This window comes from Mesorhizobium robiniae, from assembly GCF_040545535.1.
Lineage (GTDB): Bacteria > Pseudomonadota > Alphaproteobacteria > Rhizobiales > Rhizobiaceae > Mesorhizobium > Mesorhizobium robiniae.
On the sequence record NZ_JBEPMC010000009.1, the window covers coordinates 1 to 14,743 of the forward strand.

The window sequence follows — 14,743 nt, forward strand, 5'->3', positions numbered from 1 at the left end:
CCCCATCAGGCAAGCCGCGTGAACCGCTTCGACGCAAACTGAAGCGGACAAGTGATGTGCTACCAAAACCGGACAACTTGATTAGCTACCGACAGCGCTGCGGTGTGTTGCGGCTCAGTGTGCGGCGATCAGCGCACCCGGGCTATAGTCGTATCTTCCCCTTCGGCACGCGGACACGCCGGAAAACAGCCACTATCTCCTCGCGGCTGCATTCGATGGCGCCCAGCCGCACCGCGCGGTCGCGCTCGAAGCCGGTTATGTCATAATGCGGCGCCGATGTCTTCGGCGGTCCCTGATAGGACGAGCGCTTGATGCCGAGCTGTGCTGCAAAACGGTGCAACTCGTCGGTGTCGTCGGCCAGCAGGTGACACCAGCGGTGGCCGACCCATTTCCAGATCGCCGCGTCGACATAGACCGCCATGGGGCTTGCCGCACTCCTTCATCTTGCGCCGACCAGCGGAGCCAAGATCCATTGCTAATGATGATAGAAGGGATTCGGATAAAAAATGAAGCCGCCAGCGGCTTCGAGTTCGGCTACGGTCCTGGTGATGGCCTCCTGCATGCGACGATGCAGTTCGGCGAGCGCGTCTTCGACCGTGCCCGAATAGGCGTGCAATCCCAACGGCTCCGGCACCCGGATATGAGCACAGCGCGGCCCAGCCGGTTGCGGCACGAACCGGTTGATCGCGTCGCGCAGCGTGCCCTTGCAATAATCGTTGCGAATGCGCTTCAAATGCTCGGCGATCTCCTCTTGCGTGATGCGCGGGTTGGCCCAGGCCCAAGGTCCGACGCGTTGGAGACGCTGGATCGTGTCTGCCAGCGTCCGGACCTGTTTTTGTCGCTCGGCGTCACCGGTGTCTTCCCGCAACCAGCGGCGCGACCTGCGTAAAAGCTCGGCGATCTCGTCGGTATCGGGTTCGAGCGAAATACCCTCCCCCAGGCGCCGGCTCAGTTCGAGTAGCAGTTGCTTCTGACGCGCGTCATACGAAGCCCGTTCGTCGGGCGCCATGCCGCAGGCAATCTCATCGCGCGACAGCAACGTCGCATAGATATGGTGGACGCGCTCCGGCAGCGTATCGGCGGCGCCGCGACGTTCGATCTTCAGGCTTTTCTCGACATAGGCACATTCCCGCGCCAGCGCCGGCTCGGCGTTTTTGGTGAAAGCGAGCTTCCAGACAACCGGCGCTATCCAAACCTTGGAATCCCGATCCGTGGCGCGACCGCGCTTGAGCGCTTCGAACCCCATTTCGACCGCCCCCGGTAGCAGCGGACCGACGATGTTGGCATGCCAGCCGACGCCGCCTTCGGGATGCAAGAGCACACCCTGCCCTTTGAGTGCCCAGGCGATCGAGTGTTCCTTGGCGGCCCCGCTGTTGCCGGGAATCTGGGCGATCAGGTTATTGGCCAGCCAGAATTTCTGCATGAACCGGCCGAGGCCGTTGACGACGCCATGCGTGGCCCAGGATGCCGCGAGCGGACTGACCTGCGAGACAATCTCCTTGTCGATCATCCAGTCGGTAAAGAATTCCGGATGGTTAGGCGTGATGAACGTTGCCTTGCCTGCACCGCAACAGGCCCTCAGCCGCTGTCGGTCGTCGTCAGGAAAGTCGATGTGGCGGACATTGGCGACGCCGCGCAGTCCGGCCAGGCGGTTGAACGGCAACAGATCGCGAAACCCGGGAATACCGTGCAGCATGACAAGCCGGTTGACTGATGTCATGATCTTGATCAGCGCCGGATTGGGCTTCGGCGCTACGAACACATCGATCCTGTTCAACCCCACCCCCCGACCGCCGGTCGGCGTAGAGGCTGCAAGGCAATTGCGGCGTGTTCAAGTCATTCGCAGCCGCCTGCGGCCTGAAGACCTATTTCGGCGGACAGGCTTTCGGCTGATCGAACAACGACAGATTGACCAGCTTGCCGGTCATCGAGAATTCATTGTAGTCCATGACCAGGTCGCGCGTGATGCCATTCTCATGCAACTTGAAGCTGATCCGGTATTCCGGCACCTCCTCGCCTGACTTGTCGGTGCCGTCGAAATAGGCGATGTCGACAGGCCAATATTTGTCAGTGGCGAGCTTTGCCAGCGCGGGCGCTTCAGGATCAGTTTTGTCGGCATCGGCTTTCTTGCCAACGACGACGGTGGTGGTCATCACCTTGTCTGCATCTTCCGAGCCATCGAACAGGTTGGTCTCGTAGAAATTTTCACCCTTTTCAGCCTTGTCGATCAGTTCGACCAGATGCTGGGTCGGAAACTGGGTAGCAGCGAGTTCCAGGCTGTTCTTCTCCGGCTTGTCGATGTCTACCTTGAGCCCCTTCGTCTCCTTCGTCGCTGTGCCCTTGACCTCCTTGTCGAGGTTCTGGTCGACGAAGGATTTTGTCACGAACGAGAACGTCTTGCCTTCGGCGTCCTCGAAAGTGGTCGTCTGCTGGTCGGTCAGTTTTGTTGTATTGTCGTTGGTGGCGATTTGGGTGACGAAGCGGAACTTCACCGTATAGCCTTCGCAAGGCGAGCCGTTGAACTCATAGACCATGCGGCCGGAAATGCCGGTAATGCCCGAACGGTCTGAGGCTTTGTCCAGGCTCAGGTCATAGACCGCGCGATGCGCCTGCAGCGCCGGTACCGCAAAAGCCGGCGCCATCGAGAACACCGCTGGCAGCAGGACTGCATGGAATGCGAGGCGTGTTGCGCGCATGAGGTGCTCCGATCGTCGCGCCTGATGGCAGGCCGCAGGGAAAGATAGTCCAGCTTAAAAAAAGTCGTGGCGGAAGCGAGGCAAAAATAGCAATTTCGGCCCGGCCTGCGCGGCGTCATCAAGCAATAGGGAAATACCATGAGCGAAACAATCGAAAAGCGGCTAAGCGAGCTCGGCGTGACGCTTCCGGTAGCCGCCGCACCCGCCGCCAATTACGTGCCCTATTCAAGGTCAGGCGATCTGCTGTTCACCGCCGGGCAGCTGCCACTCAAGGATGGCAAGCTGCAGGCGAGCGGACTGCTCGGCCGCGAGGTTGACACGCCAACCGGCAAGGACGCAGCAAAATACTGCGCGATCAACATATTGGCGCAGGCCAAGGCAGCCCTCGGCGATCTCGAGAAAATCCGCCGCCTTGTGAAGATCACCGTCTTCGTTGCCTCGGCACCGGAGTTTGTCGAACAGCACCTGGTTGCCAACGGCGCTTCGGATTTTCTGGTTGCAGTGCTCGGCGATCGCGGCAAACATGCGCGCTCCGCCGTCGGCGCCGCCTCGCTGCCGCTTAATGCCGCAGTGGAAATCGAAGCCATCTTCGAAATCGAATGAGCCAGATATGACCGATCTTTCCTGGCTGACCGCCCGACCCGTCGCCCATCGCGGCCTGCACGACATGAACAAGACGCGGTGGGAGAACACGCTTTCCGCCTTTGCCGCAGCAGCCGAGCGCGGCTATGCCATCGAATGCGACGTGCATCTGTCGTCCGACCGCATCCCGGTGGTCATTCACGATGGCGACCTGAAGCGGCTGACCGGCCAGGACGGTTTTGTCTGGCAGCGCACGGCGGCGGAGATGACGGCGCTCAAGGTCGGCGGCACATCAGACCATCTGCCGACGCTGCAACAGGCGCTCGACCTGGTCGACGGCCGCGTGCCGCTGGTCGTCGAGCTGAAAGGGGTTCCCGGTCACGACGAAGGCCTGGTGGAAAGCGTTGGCAAGATGCTCAAGCGCTACAAGGGCAAGGCGGCGATCATGTCGTTCGACCACTGGCTGATCCGGGATTTCCCAAAACTTGCACCCGGCATTCCGGGCGGGCTGATCGCCTATGGCAAGGACGTCAAGCTGATCGAGGCGCATTTCGCCATGCTGGCACACGACATTGCCTTCACCTCGTATGCCGCCGGCGACCTGCCCAACCGGTTCGTCTCCTTCGTGCGCGAAAAGCTCAAAATGCCTGTCATCACCTGGACCGTGCTCGACCAGCCGGCGGTCGACTTAACCTTCAGATATGCCGACCAGATGACGTTCGAGGGATTCGAGCCTGATCTTGTGCAGGTCGCTTGAGCCGGGCTTGCATGGACCGGCACGGAGCTTAAATAAGCCCTATGGATCAAGGCGATGAAGGCGACGGGCAAACGGCGAATGCGGAGTACGCGATCCGCGTCGCCGCCGGCATCGGCGCCTTCACCTGCGCGGAATGGGACGGCCTCAGCGGCACCGCACGCGGTGATACAGAAAACGGCTACAATCCTCTCGTTTCGTTCGCTTTTCTGAGCGCACTCGAAGATTCTGGCTGCGCCGTGCGGCGCACCGGCTGGCAGGGTCATCATCTCAGGCTGGAGACAGCCAAGGGAAAACTGCTCGGCGCCGTTCCCTGCTACCTGAAATCGCATAGCCAGGGCGAATATGTTTTCGATCACGGCTGGTCGGACGCGTTCGAGCGCGCCGGCGGTCGCTACTATCCAAAGCTGCAATGCGCCGTGCCGTTCACGCCGGTCACCGGCCCTCGCCTGCTGGTCAACAAAGGCGAGGACAGTCGCGCCGTGAAGGCCAGCTTGGCAGCAGGCCTGAAGGCGGTGACGGAAAAGCTCGGCGTGTCTTCCGCGCACGTGACCTTCGTGCAGGAGAAAGATGTCGAGGCGCTGGAAGCGGCGGGCTTCCTGCACCGCACCGACCAGCAGTTCCACTTCTTCAATGAAGGCTTTTCGACCTACGATGATTTTCTCGCCACCCTGGCATCGCGCAAGCGCAAGGCGATGAAGAAGGAGCGGCGCGAGGCGCTCGCTCACGGCATTTCGATCGACTGGCTGACCGGCAAGGACCTGACCGAAAGGGTCTGGGACGACTTCTTTGCTTTCTACATGGATACCGGCAGCAGGAAATGGGGGCGGCCCTATCTTAGCCGTGAGTTCTTCTCGATGATCGGCGAGCGCATGGCCGACGACATCCTGCTGGTGATGGCCAAGCGCAATGGACGCTACATTGCCGGCGCCATCAATTTCATCGGTTCCGACGCGCTCTACGGCCGCAACTGGGGCTGTATCGAAGACCATCCTTTCCTGCATTTCGAGGTCTGCTATCATCAGGCGATCGACTTCGCGATCGACCGTAAGCTGAAAGTGGTCGAGGCGGGCGCGCAAGGCGAGCACAAGCTGGCGCGCGGCTACAGGCCGGTGACCATGCATTCGGCGCATTACATCGCGCATCCCGGCTTGCGCAATGCGGTCGCCGACTATCTCAGACGCGAGCGGCGCGAAGTGGAGCGGATGGGCGACTATCTCGAAGAGCACACCCCATTCCGCAAGGATCTAGCAGACGATTAGAGCGACGTGCGTCCAATTGGACGCACAAAGTACGCTCTAACACGTTGAATCTCCGCATCGTACTTTCCGAAAATCGATTCCGATTTTCGGGTCGGTGCGGTAGAGCAAGGCACAATCGGGAGCGCACGCCATGGCCGAAGCCACCTACGACAGCAACAATATCTTCGCGAAAATCCTGCGCGGTGAAATCCCATCGCACCGCGTCTATGAAGATGACGCGGTTGTCGCTTTCATGGATGTAATGCCGCAAGGGCCGGGTCATACGCTGGTTGTGCCGAAGGCGCCGTCGCGCAACCTGCTTGACGCGGATCCGGCAACCTTCGGCCCACTCTTCGCAATTGTTCAGAAGGTGGCGGTGGCGGTGAAAAAGGCCTTCGATGCCGATGGCGTTACAGTCATGCAGTTCAACGAGCCCGCTTCGGGCCAGACCGTCTATCACCTCCATGTGCATGTCATTCCACGCTTCGAGGGCATCCCCTTGAAGCCGCATAGCGGGCAGATGGAGAAGCCGGAAGTGCTGGCTGAGAACGCTGGCAAAATACGAACGGCGCTGGGAAACTGAAGCCGGGGCATAGCCTCCGGGTCTATCTCTCCATCCAACAAAAAAAGCCCCGTTGCCGGGGCTTTTTTCTTTCAGACCGTCAACCCTTGCGGGGCAGTTGCGGCACCAGGCTGCGCTTGCTGCCATCCTTGCCCTTGGGCTCCGGCTTCTGCGCGATCGCCTTTTTCGCGACGGGCTTCTTGGCGGCAGCTTTCTTGGGCTTCGGCGAGTCGTCCGGTTCTTCCTTCTTCGGCTTGACCGGCGCCTCGTCGGCGAGAGACTCGAGCTTCAGGCCGGTCTCGCCGGTCTCCTTCTTCTCGACGGTGACGCGCACCGTACCGCCCTTCTTCAGCTTGCCGAACAGCACCTCGTCGGCCAACGGCTTCTTGATGTGCTCCTGGATAACCCGGCCGAGCGGCCGCGCACCCATGCGCTCGTCATAGCCCTTCTCGGCCAGCCAGGCGATCGCCTCCTGCGACAGGTCGAAGGTGACGCCACGCTCTGAGAGCTGGGCCTCGAGCTGCATGACGAACTTCTGCACCACCTGGTGGATGACCGGGACCGGCAGCGAGCCGAAGGGGATGATCGCATCGAGACGATTGCGGAACTCCGGCGTGAACAGCCGGTTGATCGCCTCGACATCGTCCCCTTCGCGCTTGGTCGAGCCGAAACCGATCGCCGCGCGCTGCGCATCCGAGGCGCCCGCATTGGTGGTCATGATCAGGATAACGTTGCGGAAGTCGATCTGCTTGCCGTTGTGATCGGTCAGCTTGCCATGGTCCATGACCTGCAACAGGATGTTGAACAGGTCCGGATGCGCCTTCTCGACCTCGTCCAGCAGCAGCACGCAATGCGGATGCTGGTCGACGCCGTCGGTCAACAGGCCGCCCTGGTCGAAGCCGACATAGCCGGGGGGCGCGCCGATCAGCCGCGAGACGGTGTGGCGTTCCATATATTCCGACATGTCGAAGCGGATCAGCTCGACACCGAGCGAGGCGGCGAGCTGCTTTGCCACTTCGGTCTTGCCGACGCCCGTCGGTCCCGAGAACAGATAGGAGCCGATCGGCTTCTCCGGCTCGCGCAGGCCGGCCCGCGCCAGCTTGATCGCCGAGGTCAACGCCGTGATTGCGGTATCCTGACCGTATACGACGCGCTTCAGCTCGACGTCGAGACCGGCCAGCACCTTCTCGTCGTCGGCGGAAACCGTCTTCGGCGGAATGCGGGCGATGGTGGCGATCGTCGCTTCGATCTCCTTGATGCCAATGGTCTTCTTGCGCTTGGCCTCCGGCACCAGCATTTGCGAGGCGCCGGTCTCGTCGATCACGTCGATCGCCTTGTCCGGCAGCTTGCGGTCGTTGATATAGCGCGCCGACAGTTCGACCGAAGCCTTGATCGCCTCAGCCGTGTAGCGAACCTTGTGGAACTCCTCGAAATAGGGCTTCAGGCCCTTCATGATCTCGATCGCGTCCTCAATGGTCGGCTCATTGACGTCGATCTTCTGGAAGCGCCGCACCAACGCGCGATCCTTCTCGAAGAACTGGCGGAACTCCTTGTAGGTGGTCGAGCCGATGCAGCGGATCGTTCCGGACGATAGCGCCGGCTTCAGCAGGTTGGACGCATCCATGGCGCCGCCCGACGTTGCCCCTGCCCCGATCACGGTGTGGATCTCGTCGATGAACAGAACAGCGCCCGGATAATCCTCGAGTTCCTTGACGACCTGCTTCAGCCGCTCCTCGAAATCGCCACGGTAGCGGGTGCCGGCCAGCAATGTTCCCATGTCGAGCGCGAAGATGGTGGCGTTGTGCAGCACTTCGGGCACGTCGCCCTCCACGATGCGTTTGGCAAGGCCTTCGGCGATCGCCGTCTTGCCGACGCCGGGATCGCCGACATAGAGCGGATTGTTCTTGGAACGGCGGCACAGCACCTGGATGGTGCGGTTGATCTCGGACTCGCGGCCGATCAGCGGATCGATCTTGCCGGCCTTGGCCTTGTTGTTCAGATTGACGCAATAGGCGGTCAGCGCGTCCTGCTGCTGCTTTTTCTTGCCGCCATCCTCTTGCGGCTCGGCGCCGCTCTGGCCGCCTTGCTCGTCGTCGGCGCCGCGCGGCGACCGCGTCTCGGATGCGCCGGGACGCTTGGCGATGCCGTGCGAGATATAGTTGACCGCGTCGTAGCGGGTCATCTGCTGTTCCTGCAGGAAATAGGCCGCATGGCTCTCGCGCTCGGCGAAGATGGCAACGAGCACGTTGGCGCCGGAGACTTCCTCGCGGCCGGACGACTGCACATGGATCACCGCGCGCTGGATGACGCGCTGGAACCCGGCCGTCGGCTTGGAATCCTCATCGTAGCCGGTGACGAGATTGTCGAGCTCGGTGTCGATATAGGTGAGAACCGTATGCTTCAGCTCGTCGAGATCGACGTTGCAGGCGCGCATGACCGCGGCCGCCTCGGTGTCGTCGATGAGCGCGAGCAGCAGATGTTCAAGGGTTGCGTATTCGTGGTGCCGCTCATTGGCGAGCGTCAGCGCCTGGTGAAGCGCCTTTTCCAGGCCTTGGGAGAAAGCCGGCATGTTACCTCACTTCTTCTCCATCACGCATTGCAGCGGATGCTGATTCTGTCGGGCGAAATCCATGACCTGAGACACTTTGGTCTCGGCCACCTCGAATGTATAGACCCCGCACTCGCCCACTCCATGATTGTGAACATGTAGCATGATGCGTGTGGCGGCTTCGCGGTCCTTCTGGAAAAAACGCTCCAATACGTGAACCACGAACTCCATGGGCGTGTAGTCGTCGTTGAGAATGAGGACCCGATAAAGGCTAGGCTTCTTGGTCTTGGTTTTGGTGCGCGTGATGACAGCCGTGCCGCGACCGGCCTCGTTGCCGTCGCCGCCGTTTTGCATACGCGCCACATCCCTTGTGGCAGTCAAACCTGTAGTCACGTAGTCCTGCCTTTTCGAAATCCCCATGCGAGCTCGACATGTAGGTGTTCGATGGACGATTTTAAGCCCTTCTGTTTAGCTGACAATATGGCTAGGTGGCCAAACTTGGCGGATTTTCGAAATCGTGAAGCCAGCAAAGCCTCCTGTTTTCAAATTGTCATGAAAAAACCCGGCCGCGCGTTCGCGACCGGGTCTGTCCTGCAGGCCCGAGGGCCGACTTTACGTCTTATAACGAAATTATTTCGCTTTTGCGACGATTGATTCGAACGGCTTGTAGGCCTCTTTGGCGAGTTCGGCGTAAAGATCGCCAAACTTGGTGGCTTCGGAAACGAAAGATTCGTAGGACTGCTTGGCAAAGTCGGACTGGATCTCAATCGCCTTCTCCAGCGACTTGGCAGACAGAAGCTTCTCGGCTGCTGCGCTGCCGGCTTCGAAGCTTTTCTTGGTGTACTCGCCCGCCTCGGTGGCGATGGCCTGCGCACTTTTGGAAAAGGATGCGAAGCTCTTCAATCCGGTATCGGCAAATTCCTTGCCGTATTTGCTGAAATCTTCATAGGTCTGGGTCATTTCACGCATTCCTTGACGGTTGCCATTGAACAGGCCCTGCCCGGGCCGCTTGTGCAGTGCAAGCAATGTATTGTGCAGCGCACAAAAAGTCAATGTTTCGCCGGGTGCGGCCCGACACAATGGCCCATCATGCCCGCACGGTGCCCTGACCCAGTGCATCGGCAATGGCTAAAATTCGAATAAACAAAAGCTCAAGCCCGAAGAAAATGGTGAACGCGGCGGTTACCATAAACGGATTGGTAACGCTGGCCGCGATAGCGTGGCTTGGAGTGGGGCAGGACCTTTGCCGCCTCCAACGCAACAAAAATTCAAAGGAACCATCGGTGCGTCAGGCGTTGTCGGGCATTTTCTCCAAATCCGCGTCTTCTTTGAAAACGGTCATGATCCTCGCTTTAGCGATGACATTCGTCGTCGCCGATGCTGCTTCGTCCATGGCGGCGAGGTCGGCGGCCATCGTCATCGATGCCAAGACCGGCAAGGTGCTTTATTCTTCGAATGCGGATGGTCGGCGCTATCCCGCCTCGCTCACCAAGATGATGACGCTTTACCTGGCCTTCGAGGCCATGGCGAAGGGCAAGATCAGCAAGAACTCCCGGGTCGTCTTCTCGGCCAATGCTGCTGCCGAACCGCCGACGAAACTCGGCGTCAGGCCGGGCGGCGCGATCACGGTCGAGACCGCGATCCTGTCGATGGTGACCAAGTCGGCAAACGACTCGGCAACGGCGCTCGGCGAACTTCTCGGCGGCAATGAAACCAATTTCGCCCAGATGATGACAGCCAAGGCGCGGGCGCTGGGCATGAAGGGGACCGTTTTTCGCAACGCGCACGGATTGCCAAATCCCGGCCAGTTCACGACCGCGCGCGACATGGCGGTGCTCGGCATCGCGCTGCGGGAGCATTTTCCTCAATATTACGGTTATTTCTCGCAGCGTTCCTTTCTCTACGGCCGCAAGCGCATCAACGGCCATAATCGCTTGCTTGGGCGCATCAAGGGCGTCGACGGCATCAAGACGGGCTACACTCGGGCCTCCGGCTACAATCTCGTCTCGTCGGTCGACGACGGCGACCGCCGCATCGTCGCGGTGGTAATAGGCGGCAAGTCCGGCGGCAGCCGCGACAACCAGATGGCCGAATTGATCAACACCTACATGCCGAAGGCGTCGTCGCGCGGCAGCGGCATGCTGATCGCCAAGGCAGGCGGCGGCAATCCGATCACCGCGCTGGCAAAGGTGTTCCTGCCCAAGCGCAACGCGCCGACGCCGGACACCAGGCCGGACGACGATGTCATTGCCTCTCTTGTTGAGGACACTGAGCCAGGCGCTGAAGAAATCACCCCTGTCGTCCAGACCACGCCCGTCTCTCGGACCAAAAAAATCAGCACAGTGGCCGCAGCCACGGCGGACGACGTAGCGACCGCACGGGTCGCAGCAGCCTACGCCGAACCGGTGGCAGCGGTCGACCCCGTCAACACGGCATCGGTGCCGTCCGGCTGGGCAGTTCAGGTCGCCTCCTCGCCAAAACAGTCCGAAGCCCAGGCGCTCCTGGACGAGACGAGCAAACAGGCGCCTTCGGTCCTGGCCGATGCTGCGGGCTTCACCGTCCCTTTCGAAAAGGACGGCGTCACCTATTACCGCGCCCGGTTCGGCTTTGATTCCAAGACTGCCGCGAGGAAAGCCTGCAACGCTTTGAAGAAACAGAAAATCGCGTGCTACGCCGTCCAGCAGTAGCGGCGTGGAGACGATCTCCCGGAAAATTCTGCGTCGAAGGAGACTAGTTGTGATTGGAGAGCAAGACGTCCTTGGCTTCGTTGATCCGCGCCGCCAGAAACGACGTGCCGCCGATATCGGGGTGCAGGCGCTGCATCAGGCGGCGGTGCGCCTTGCGGACATCCGCCGCGGCGGCCCCCGCTTCAAGACCAAGGATCTTGTAGGCCTCCTCCTTAGTCATGGCGCCCGAACCTGGCGAAACACCCAGCCCTTCGCCACCATTCGCCTCAGCGTCTTTGCGCCAGATGGGAAACCTGCCGTCAAGATACGTCTCTAGCAGCTGGCGGCTCTCCGGGTCGCCGGGCAGTTCGCGGTAAAGCTGCTGCAATTCCGCAAGGCTCATCGTGCCTAGCATCTTTCCTTCATGCCGGCCGGCGAGCACGAGCCCCTCCAGACTGCCGGTATCGTGATCAAGCTCCATCTCGAGTGCCGCGGTGCGCACCGTCGAACGCTTGCCAGGCTCGAGTTTCGCCGCCGGCCGCTTCATCCGCATGGACCCATACCAGGCGAGCGCCATCGACAGGATCAGCCCGCCGATGCCTTCGCGACCGACCAGAAGCACGGCGACGCCGACCAGCCCCAGCAGGACGGGCCCAAGCGTCCGCATCGCGCCTGCTAATCTCGCGGGATCGGCACGGAGAAAGACCGTGACCACGCCGAGCAGCACCAGAAGCAATGCCACGAATGCGATAATCGCGCCCATTATTTCCTGCCACCCCGCAGATTTTCGATCATCAGCCGGTCTTCCGGCCTGCCCCTGGCCTCCAGTGCCTTCAGCCCGCCGGTCGCAAACACCGCCACCGCCGAAAGCAGGCTGGCCAAGGTTGCGCCAGCCTGTCGATCAAATCGGAACCAAGCCCCTTTGGACAGCCGCGCAATTTCCTTGAACGCCTTTTCCGCACCGGAATCATGGCCCTCCTGAAAGACAAAGACAGGAACGCCGTGCAGGCCGAGGCTGCCGGCCTTTTCAGCTAGGTCATCTAAGTTTTCTTCCATCGCATCGCCGATATAGACCAATGCGTTGACCTTGGTCGCCGCCGTCTGTTTGAGCGTATGGGCGAGCACCTTGCCGATCTGAGTGTGGCCGCTGCGGCATTCGATCCGGGTCATCAGCTGCTTCAGGGCATCGGTGTCGGTGACGAAAGCGGATGAGCGGCACTCGCCAAGACCACGAAAATAGACGAGTTGCACGCTGAGCGCCCCGGCCTTGCCAACGGCGTCGAACATCTCGCCCTGCAGCGCGCAGGCGAGATCCCATGTTGGCTGGCGGCTCATCGTCGCGTCGAGTGAAAGGATCAGCCTCCCAGAACCGGTCGCGGATGACGCGAGTGTTCTGGCCTGACGGATAAAGGCATCGATCTCGCCGGTGCTCGATTGGGACTCGATCGGCGCAGGATTGTCCTTTGCAGGCACGGGCTGCTGCTTCTTGTCGCTCATGATATTCAAGATGTGGCGTTGTCGCACAGCTTGCAAGCCCAGCACGAGGCGACCTTGAGGGCCAGCGATCCCGGCAGCTTTGAAATCTTTGGCCCTCTCAGAGAAGGCCGAGATCGGCAAGCTCGCGCCTAAGCTTCGGCGGCATCTCGACCAATCCCGCTTTGCCCTTACCGAGATCGGCCGGTGCGTCCGAGGGTTTCAGGTAGCGCCAGCCCTGAAAGGCGCGGCGCGGCTGCCAGTCGGTGCGCACGATCGCGGGATCGAGGATCAGGTGACAGCGGCCGATGCCCTCGTCATCGGTGAAAGGACGGATCTCCGTGATCAACTGGCGACACTGCACATTGCCCTTGATCACCCAGTAGAGGGAACCACCATCGGTAACCTCGGCGCCGCGCGTCGGCATCATGCGGGTGGTATGGTAATGCTCGACCGGTTCACCGGCGCGCCGCCGTTCGTCGAGGCGGAAGGCGATCCACTCTTCGAGATCTTCGACACTGTCGCAACCGACACAGAGCTTTATGAGATTGAGAGACATGGATTAAGGTTTAGTCCGGCGCACGAAGGCGTCAACGGGCTGGTCGACTTTCTCCACAGTGCCAGTCTCTGCGGTGCCCGTCTCCACAGTGGCAAGGTTGGCTCAGCACTCCACGATATTGACGGCCAGCCCGCCGAGGCTGGTTTCCTTGTATTTCTCGTTCATGTCGAGGCCGGTCTGGCGCATGGTCTCGATCGCAGCATCGAGCGGCACGAAGTGAACGCCGTCGCCCTTGATGGCCAGCGAAGCGGCAGTCACAGCCTTGACGGCGCCGAGCGCATTGCGCTCGATACAGGGCACCTGCACCAGCCCGCCGACCGGATCGCAGGTCATGCCGAGATGATGTTCAAGCGCGATCTCGGCGGCGTTCTCGACCTGCTCGGGCGTGCCGCCCATGACGGCGCACAGCCCCGCCGCCGCCATAGCCGAGGCCGAACCGACCTCGCCCTGACAGCCGACTTCGGCGCCTGAGATCGAAGCATTGGTCTTGATGATGCCGCCGATTGCCGCCGCAGTCAGCAGGAAATCGCGGATGCTTGGCTGGTCGGCTTCGGGATGGAAATGCAGCCAGTAGCGCAGCACGGCGGGCAGCGTGCCCGCAGCACCATTGGTCGGCGCGGTTACGACGCGCCCGCCGGCGGCGTTCTCCTCGTTTACCGCCATGGCATAGATCGACAACCAGTCGTTGGCTAGCAGCGGATTGGGCCGGTTCTGCCGCCACTGCTCCTGCAGCTTGTCATGCAATTGCCGCGCGCGGCGGCGCACCTTCAGTCCGCCCGGCATGATGCCGTCCTGCGACAGTCCACGCTCGATGCAGCTCTTCATGGCGCTCCAGATGTCGTCGAGGCCGGCATCGAGCTTCTCGCGCGACATCTGCGTCTCTTCGTTGACGCGCTTCATATCGGCGATCGAAAGGCCACTCTTCGCCGCCATCGACAGCATCTCGACGGCGTTCTTGAAGGGGTATGGCACCTTCTTGCCTTCCGTCGTCACCGAGCCCTTCACCTTCATCCGCTGCAGTTCCTCCTCGGAAACCACAAAGCCGCCGCCGATCGAATAGTAGATGCGCTTGAGCAGCAGGCGATCGTCGGCATCATATGCGGAGAAAGCCATGCCATTGGCATGGCCGGACAGCGGCGTCTTGCGGTCCAGCACCAGATCGGTCGCCGGGTCGAAGCGATAGGAGGGATGGCCGGGCGGCGAAATCCGCTTGTCGGCGACGATACGATCGACGATGCCGTTCGCCTGATCGGGATCCACTTTCTGCGGCGTCTGGCCGGCAAGGCCGAGCACGACGGCGCGATCGGAACCATGGCCGATGCCGGTATAGGCAAGCGAGCCGTGCAAGCTGGCGGCTATGCGGTCGACCTTGGCGCCGGCCGGGCGTGGCCAGTCATCTCCCGCGACCTCGTCGAGAAAACGCCGCGCAGCCGTCATCGGTCCCATCGTGTGCGAACTCGATGGCCCAATGCCGATCTTGAACAGGTCGAAAACCGAAAGGAACACGCGCCATTCTCTCCTATTGGAATTACATATAGGAATTCCCATGATGTTTCCGCTCTTTCGAAGATCGCGGCGCTGCACCTGCCGACCTTGTTTGCTCCGGCAGCGACATCGTGCGTTCTGCCATCGAAGCGACGCCGCGGCTTGTGGTAAAAGGGT

General features: G+C 61.1%; 15 protein-coding genes. 5 read left to right on the top strand and 10 right to left on the bottom strand.

Going from position 1 to position 14,743, the window contains the following annotated elements; genetic code table 11:
* Window positions 1-142 precede the first annotated feature (142 nt).
* From ABID19_RS23170 to ABID19_RS23180, 3 genes are all read right to left on the bottom strand, one after another.
* Window positions 143-421: a DUF4031 domain-containing protein gene (locus ABID19_RS23170; protein ID WP_352953466.1), complete on the bottom strand. Its 279-nt coding sequence runs from the start codon at window positions 419-421 to the stop codon at window positions 143-145.
* 54 nt (window positions 422-475) lie between these two features.
* The gene (locus ABID19_RS23175; RefSeq protein WP_354493277.1) at window positions 476-1,777 is read right to left on the bottom strand and encodes a lysophospholipid acyltransferase family protein; all 1,302 of its coding nucleotides are present in this window, start codon (window positions 1,775-1,777) and stop codon (window positions 476-478) included.
* A gap of 88 nt (window positions 1,778-1,865) precedes the next feature.
* The gene (locus tag ABID19_RS23180; RefSeq protein ID WP_354493278.1) at window positions 1,866-2,696 is read right to left on the bottom strand and encodes a cell envelope integrity EipB family protein; all 831 of its coding nucleotides are present in this window, start codon (window positions 2,694-2,696) and stop codon (window positions 1,866-1,868) included.
* A 138-nt stretch (window positions 2,697-2,834) separates the two neighbouring features.
* Here ABID19_RS23180 and ABID19_RS23185 point away from each other — a divergent pair, with 138 nt between their 5' ends.
* The 4 genes from ABID19_RS23185 (at window position 2,835) to ABID19_RS23200 (ending at window position 5,856) form a co-directional block, all read left to right on the top strand.
* The gene (locus ABID19_RS23185) at window positions 2,835-3,299 is read left to right on the top strand and encodes a RidA family protein (RefSeq protein WP_354493279.1); all 465 of its coding nucleotides are present in this window, start codon (window positions 2,835-2,837) and stop codon (window positions 3,297-3,299) included.
* A 7-nt stretch (window positions 3,300-3,306) separates the two neighbouring features.
* The gene (locus ABID19_RS23190) at window positions 3,307-4,035 is read left to right on the top strand and encodes a glycerophosphodiester phosphodiesterase (RefSeq protein ID WP_354493280.1); all 729 of its coding nucleotides are present in this window, start codon (window positions 3,307-3,309) and stop codon (window positions 4,033-4,035) included.
* Window positions 4,036-4,076: 41 nt separating this feature from the next.
* Window positions 4,077-5,294: a GNAT family N-acetyltransferase gene (locus tag ABID19_RS23195; protein ID WP_354493281.1), complete on the top strand. Its 1,218-nt coding sequence runs from the start codon at window positions 4,077-4,079 to the stop codon at window positions 5,292-5,294.
* A gap of 130 nt (window positions 5,295-5,424) precedes the next feature.
* Window positions 5,425-5,856, top strand: a complete 432-nt coding sequence (locus ABID19_RS23200) for an HIT family protein (protein ID WP_354493282.1) — start codon at window positions 5,425-5,427, stop codon at window positions 5,854-5,856.
* A gap of 79 nt (window positions 5,857-5,935) precedes the next feature.
* On the opposite strand, the gene clpA is transcribed toward ABID19_RS23200, so the two are convergent.
* The 3 genes from clpA to ABID19_RS23215 form a co-directional block, all read right to left on the bottom strand.
* On the bottom strand, window positions 5,936-8,404 hold the full coding sequence (gene clpA / locus ABID19_RS23205; RefSeq protein WP_354493283.1) for an ATP-dependent Clp protease ATP-binding subunit ClpA: 2,469 nt from the start codon (window positions 8,402-8,404) through the stop codon (window positions 5,936-5,938).
* Window positions 8,405-8,410: 6 nt separating this feature from the next.
* Window positions 8,411-8,737: an ATP-dependent Clp protease adapter ClpS gene (gene clpS / locus ABID19_RS23210; protein ID WP_189501641.1), complete on the bottom strand. Its 327-nt coding sequence runs from the start codon at window positions 8,735-8,737 to the stop codon at window positions 8,411-8,413.
* Between the two features lie 276 nt (window positions 8,738-9,013).
* Window positions 9,014-9,343, bottom strand: a complete 330-nt coding sequence (locus ABID19_RS23215; protein WP_354493492.1) for a phasin family protein — start codon at window positions 9,341-9,343, stop codon at window positions 9,014-9,016.
* 323 nt (window positions 9,344-9,666) lie between these two features.
* Here ABID19_RS23215 and ABID19_RS23220 point away from each other — a divergent pair, with 323 nt between their 5' ends.
* Complete coding sequence (locus ABID19_RS23220; RefSeq protein WP_354493284.1) at window positions 9,667-11,070, top strand: D-alanyl-D-alanine carboxypeptidase; 1,404 nt, start codon at window positions 9,667-9,669, stop codon at window positions 11,068-11,070.
* Window positions 11,071-11,113: 43 nt separating this feature from the next.
* On the opposite strand, the gene ABID19_RS23225 is transcribed toward ABID19_RS23220, so the two are convergent.
* The 4 genes from ABID19_RS23225 to ABID19_RS23240 all read right to left on the bottom strand — a co-directional run bounded on the left by ABID19_RS23225 (window position 11,114) and on the right by ABID19_RS23240 (window position 14,587).
* Window positions 11,114-11,812, bottom strand: coding sequence for a DnaJ domain-containing protein (locus ABID19_RS23225; protein WP_354493285.1), 699 nt, complete (start codon window positions 11,810-11,812; stop codon window positions 11,114-11,116).
* The gene (locus ABID19_RS23230; RefSeq protein ID WP_354493493.1) at window positions 11,812-12,546 is read right to left on the bottom strand and encodes a VWA domain-containing protein; all 735 of its coding nucleotides are present in this window, start codon (window positions 12,544-12,546) and stop codon (window positions 11,812-11,814) included. The genes ABID19_RS23225 and ABID19_RS23230 overlap by 1 nt, the downstream gene beginning before the upstream one ends.
* Window positions 12,547-12,643: 97 nt before the next feature.
* Window positions 12,644-13,081: a DUF1489 family protein gene (locus ABID19_RS23235; RefSeq protein ID WP_354493286.1), complete on the bottom strand. Its 438-nt coding sequence runs from the start codon at window positions 13,079-13,081 to the stop codon at window positions 12,644-12,646.
* Window positions 13,082-13,183: 102 nt separating this feature from the next.
* On the bottom strand, window positions 13,184-14,587 hold the full coding sequence (locus ABID19_RS23240) for an L-serine ammonia-lyase (protein ID WP_354493287.1): 1,404 nt from the start codon (window positions 14,585-14,587) through the stop codon (window positions 13,184-13,186).
* Window positions 14,588-14,743: the final 156 nt, after the last annotated feature.

Coding starts and splice junctions, on each gene's coding strand:
- ABID19_RS23180 (WP_354493278.1), bottom strand. CDS start 2,696: ATGCGCGCAACACGCCTCGCATTCCATGCAGTCCTGCTGCCAGCGGTG.
- ABID19_RS23230 (WP_354493493.1), bottom strand. CDS start 12,546: ATGAGCGACAAGAAGCAGCAGCCCGTGCCTGCAAAGGACAATCCTGCG.
- ABID19_RS23185 (WP_354493279.1), top strand. CDS start 2,835: ATGAGCGAAACAATCGAAAAGCGGCTAAGCGAGCTCGGCGTGACGCTT.
- ABID19_RS23225 (WP_354493285.1), bottom strand. CDS start 11,812: ATGGGCGCGATTATCGCATTCGTGGCATTGCTTCTGGTGCTGCTCGGC.
- ABID19_RS23215 (WP_354493492.1), bottom strand. CDS start 9,343: ATGACCCAGACCTATGAAGATTTCAGCAAATACGGCAAGGAATTTGCC.
- ABID19_RS23235 (WP_354493286.1), bottom strand. CDS start 13,081: ATGTCTCTCAATCTCATAAAGCTCTGTGTCGGTTGCGACAGTGTCGAA.
- ABID19_RS23200 (WP_354493282.1), top strand. CDS start 5,425: ATGGCCGAAGCCACCTACGACAGCAACAATATCTTCGCGAAAATCCTG.
- ABID19_RS23190 (WP_354493280.1), top strand. CDS start 3,307: ATGACCGATCTTTCCTGGCTGACCGCCCGACCCGTCGCCCATCGCGGC.
- clpS (WP_189501641.1), bottom strand. CDS start 8,737: ATGCAAAACGGCGGCGACGGCAACGAGGCCGGTCGCGGCACGGCTGTC.
- clpA (WP_354493283.1), bottom strand. CDS start 8,404: ATGCCGGCTTTCTCCCAAGGCCTGGAAAAGGCGCTTCACCAGGCGCTG.
- ABID19_RS23195 (WP_354493281.1), top strand. CDS start 4,077: ATGGATCAAGGCGATGAAGGCGACGGGCAAACGGCGAATGCGGAGTAC.
- ABID19_RS23170 (WP_352953466.1), bottom strand. CDS start 421: ATGGCGGTCTATGTCGACGCGGCGATCTGGAAATGGGTCGGCCACCGC.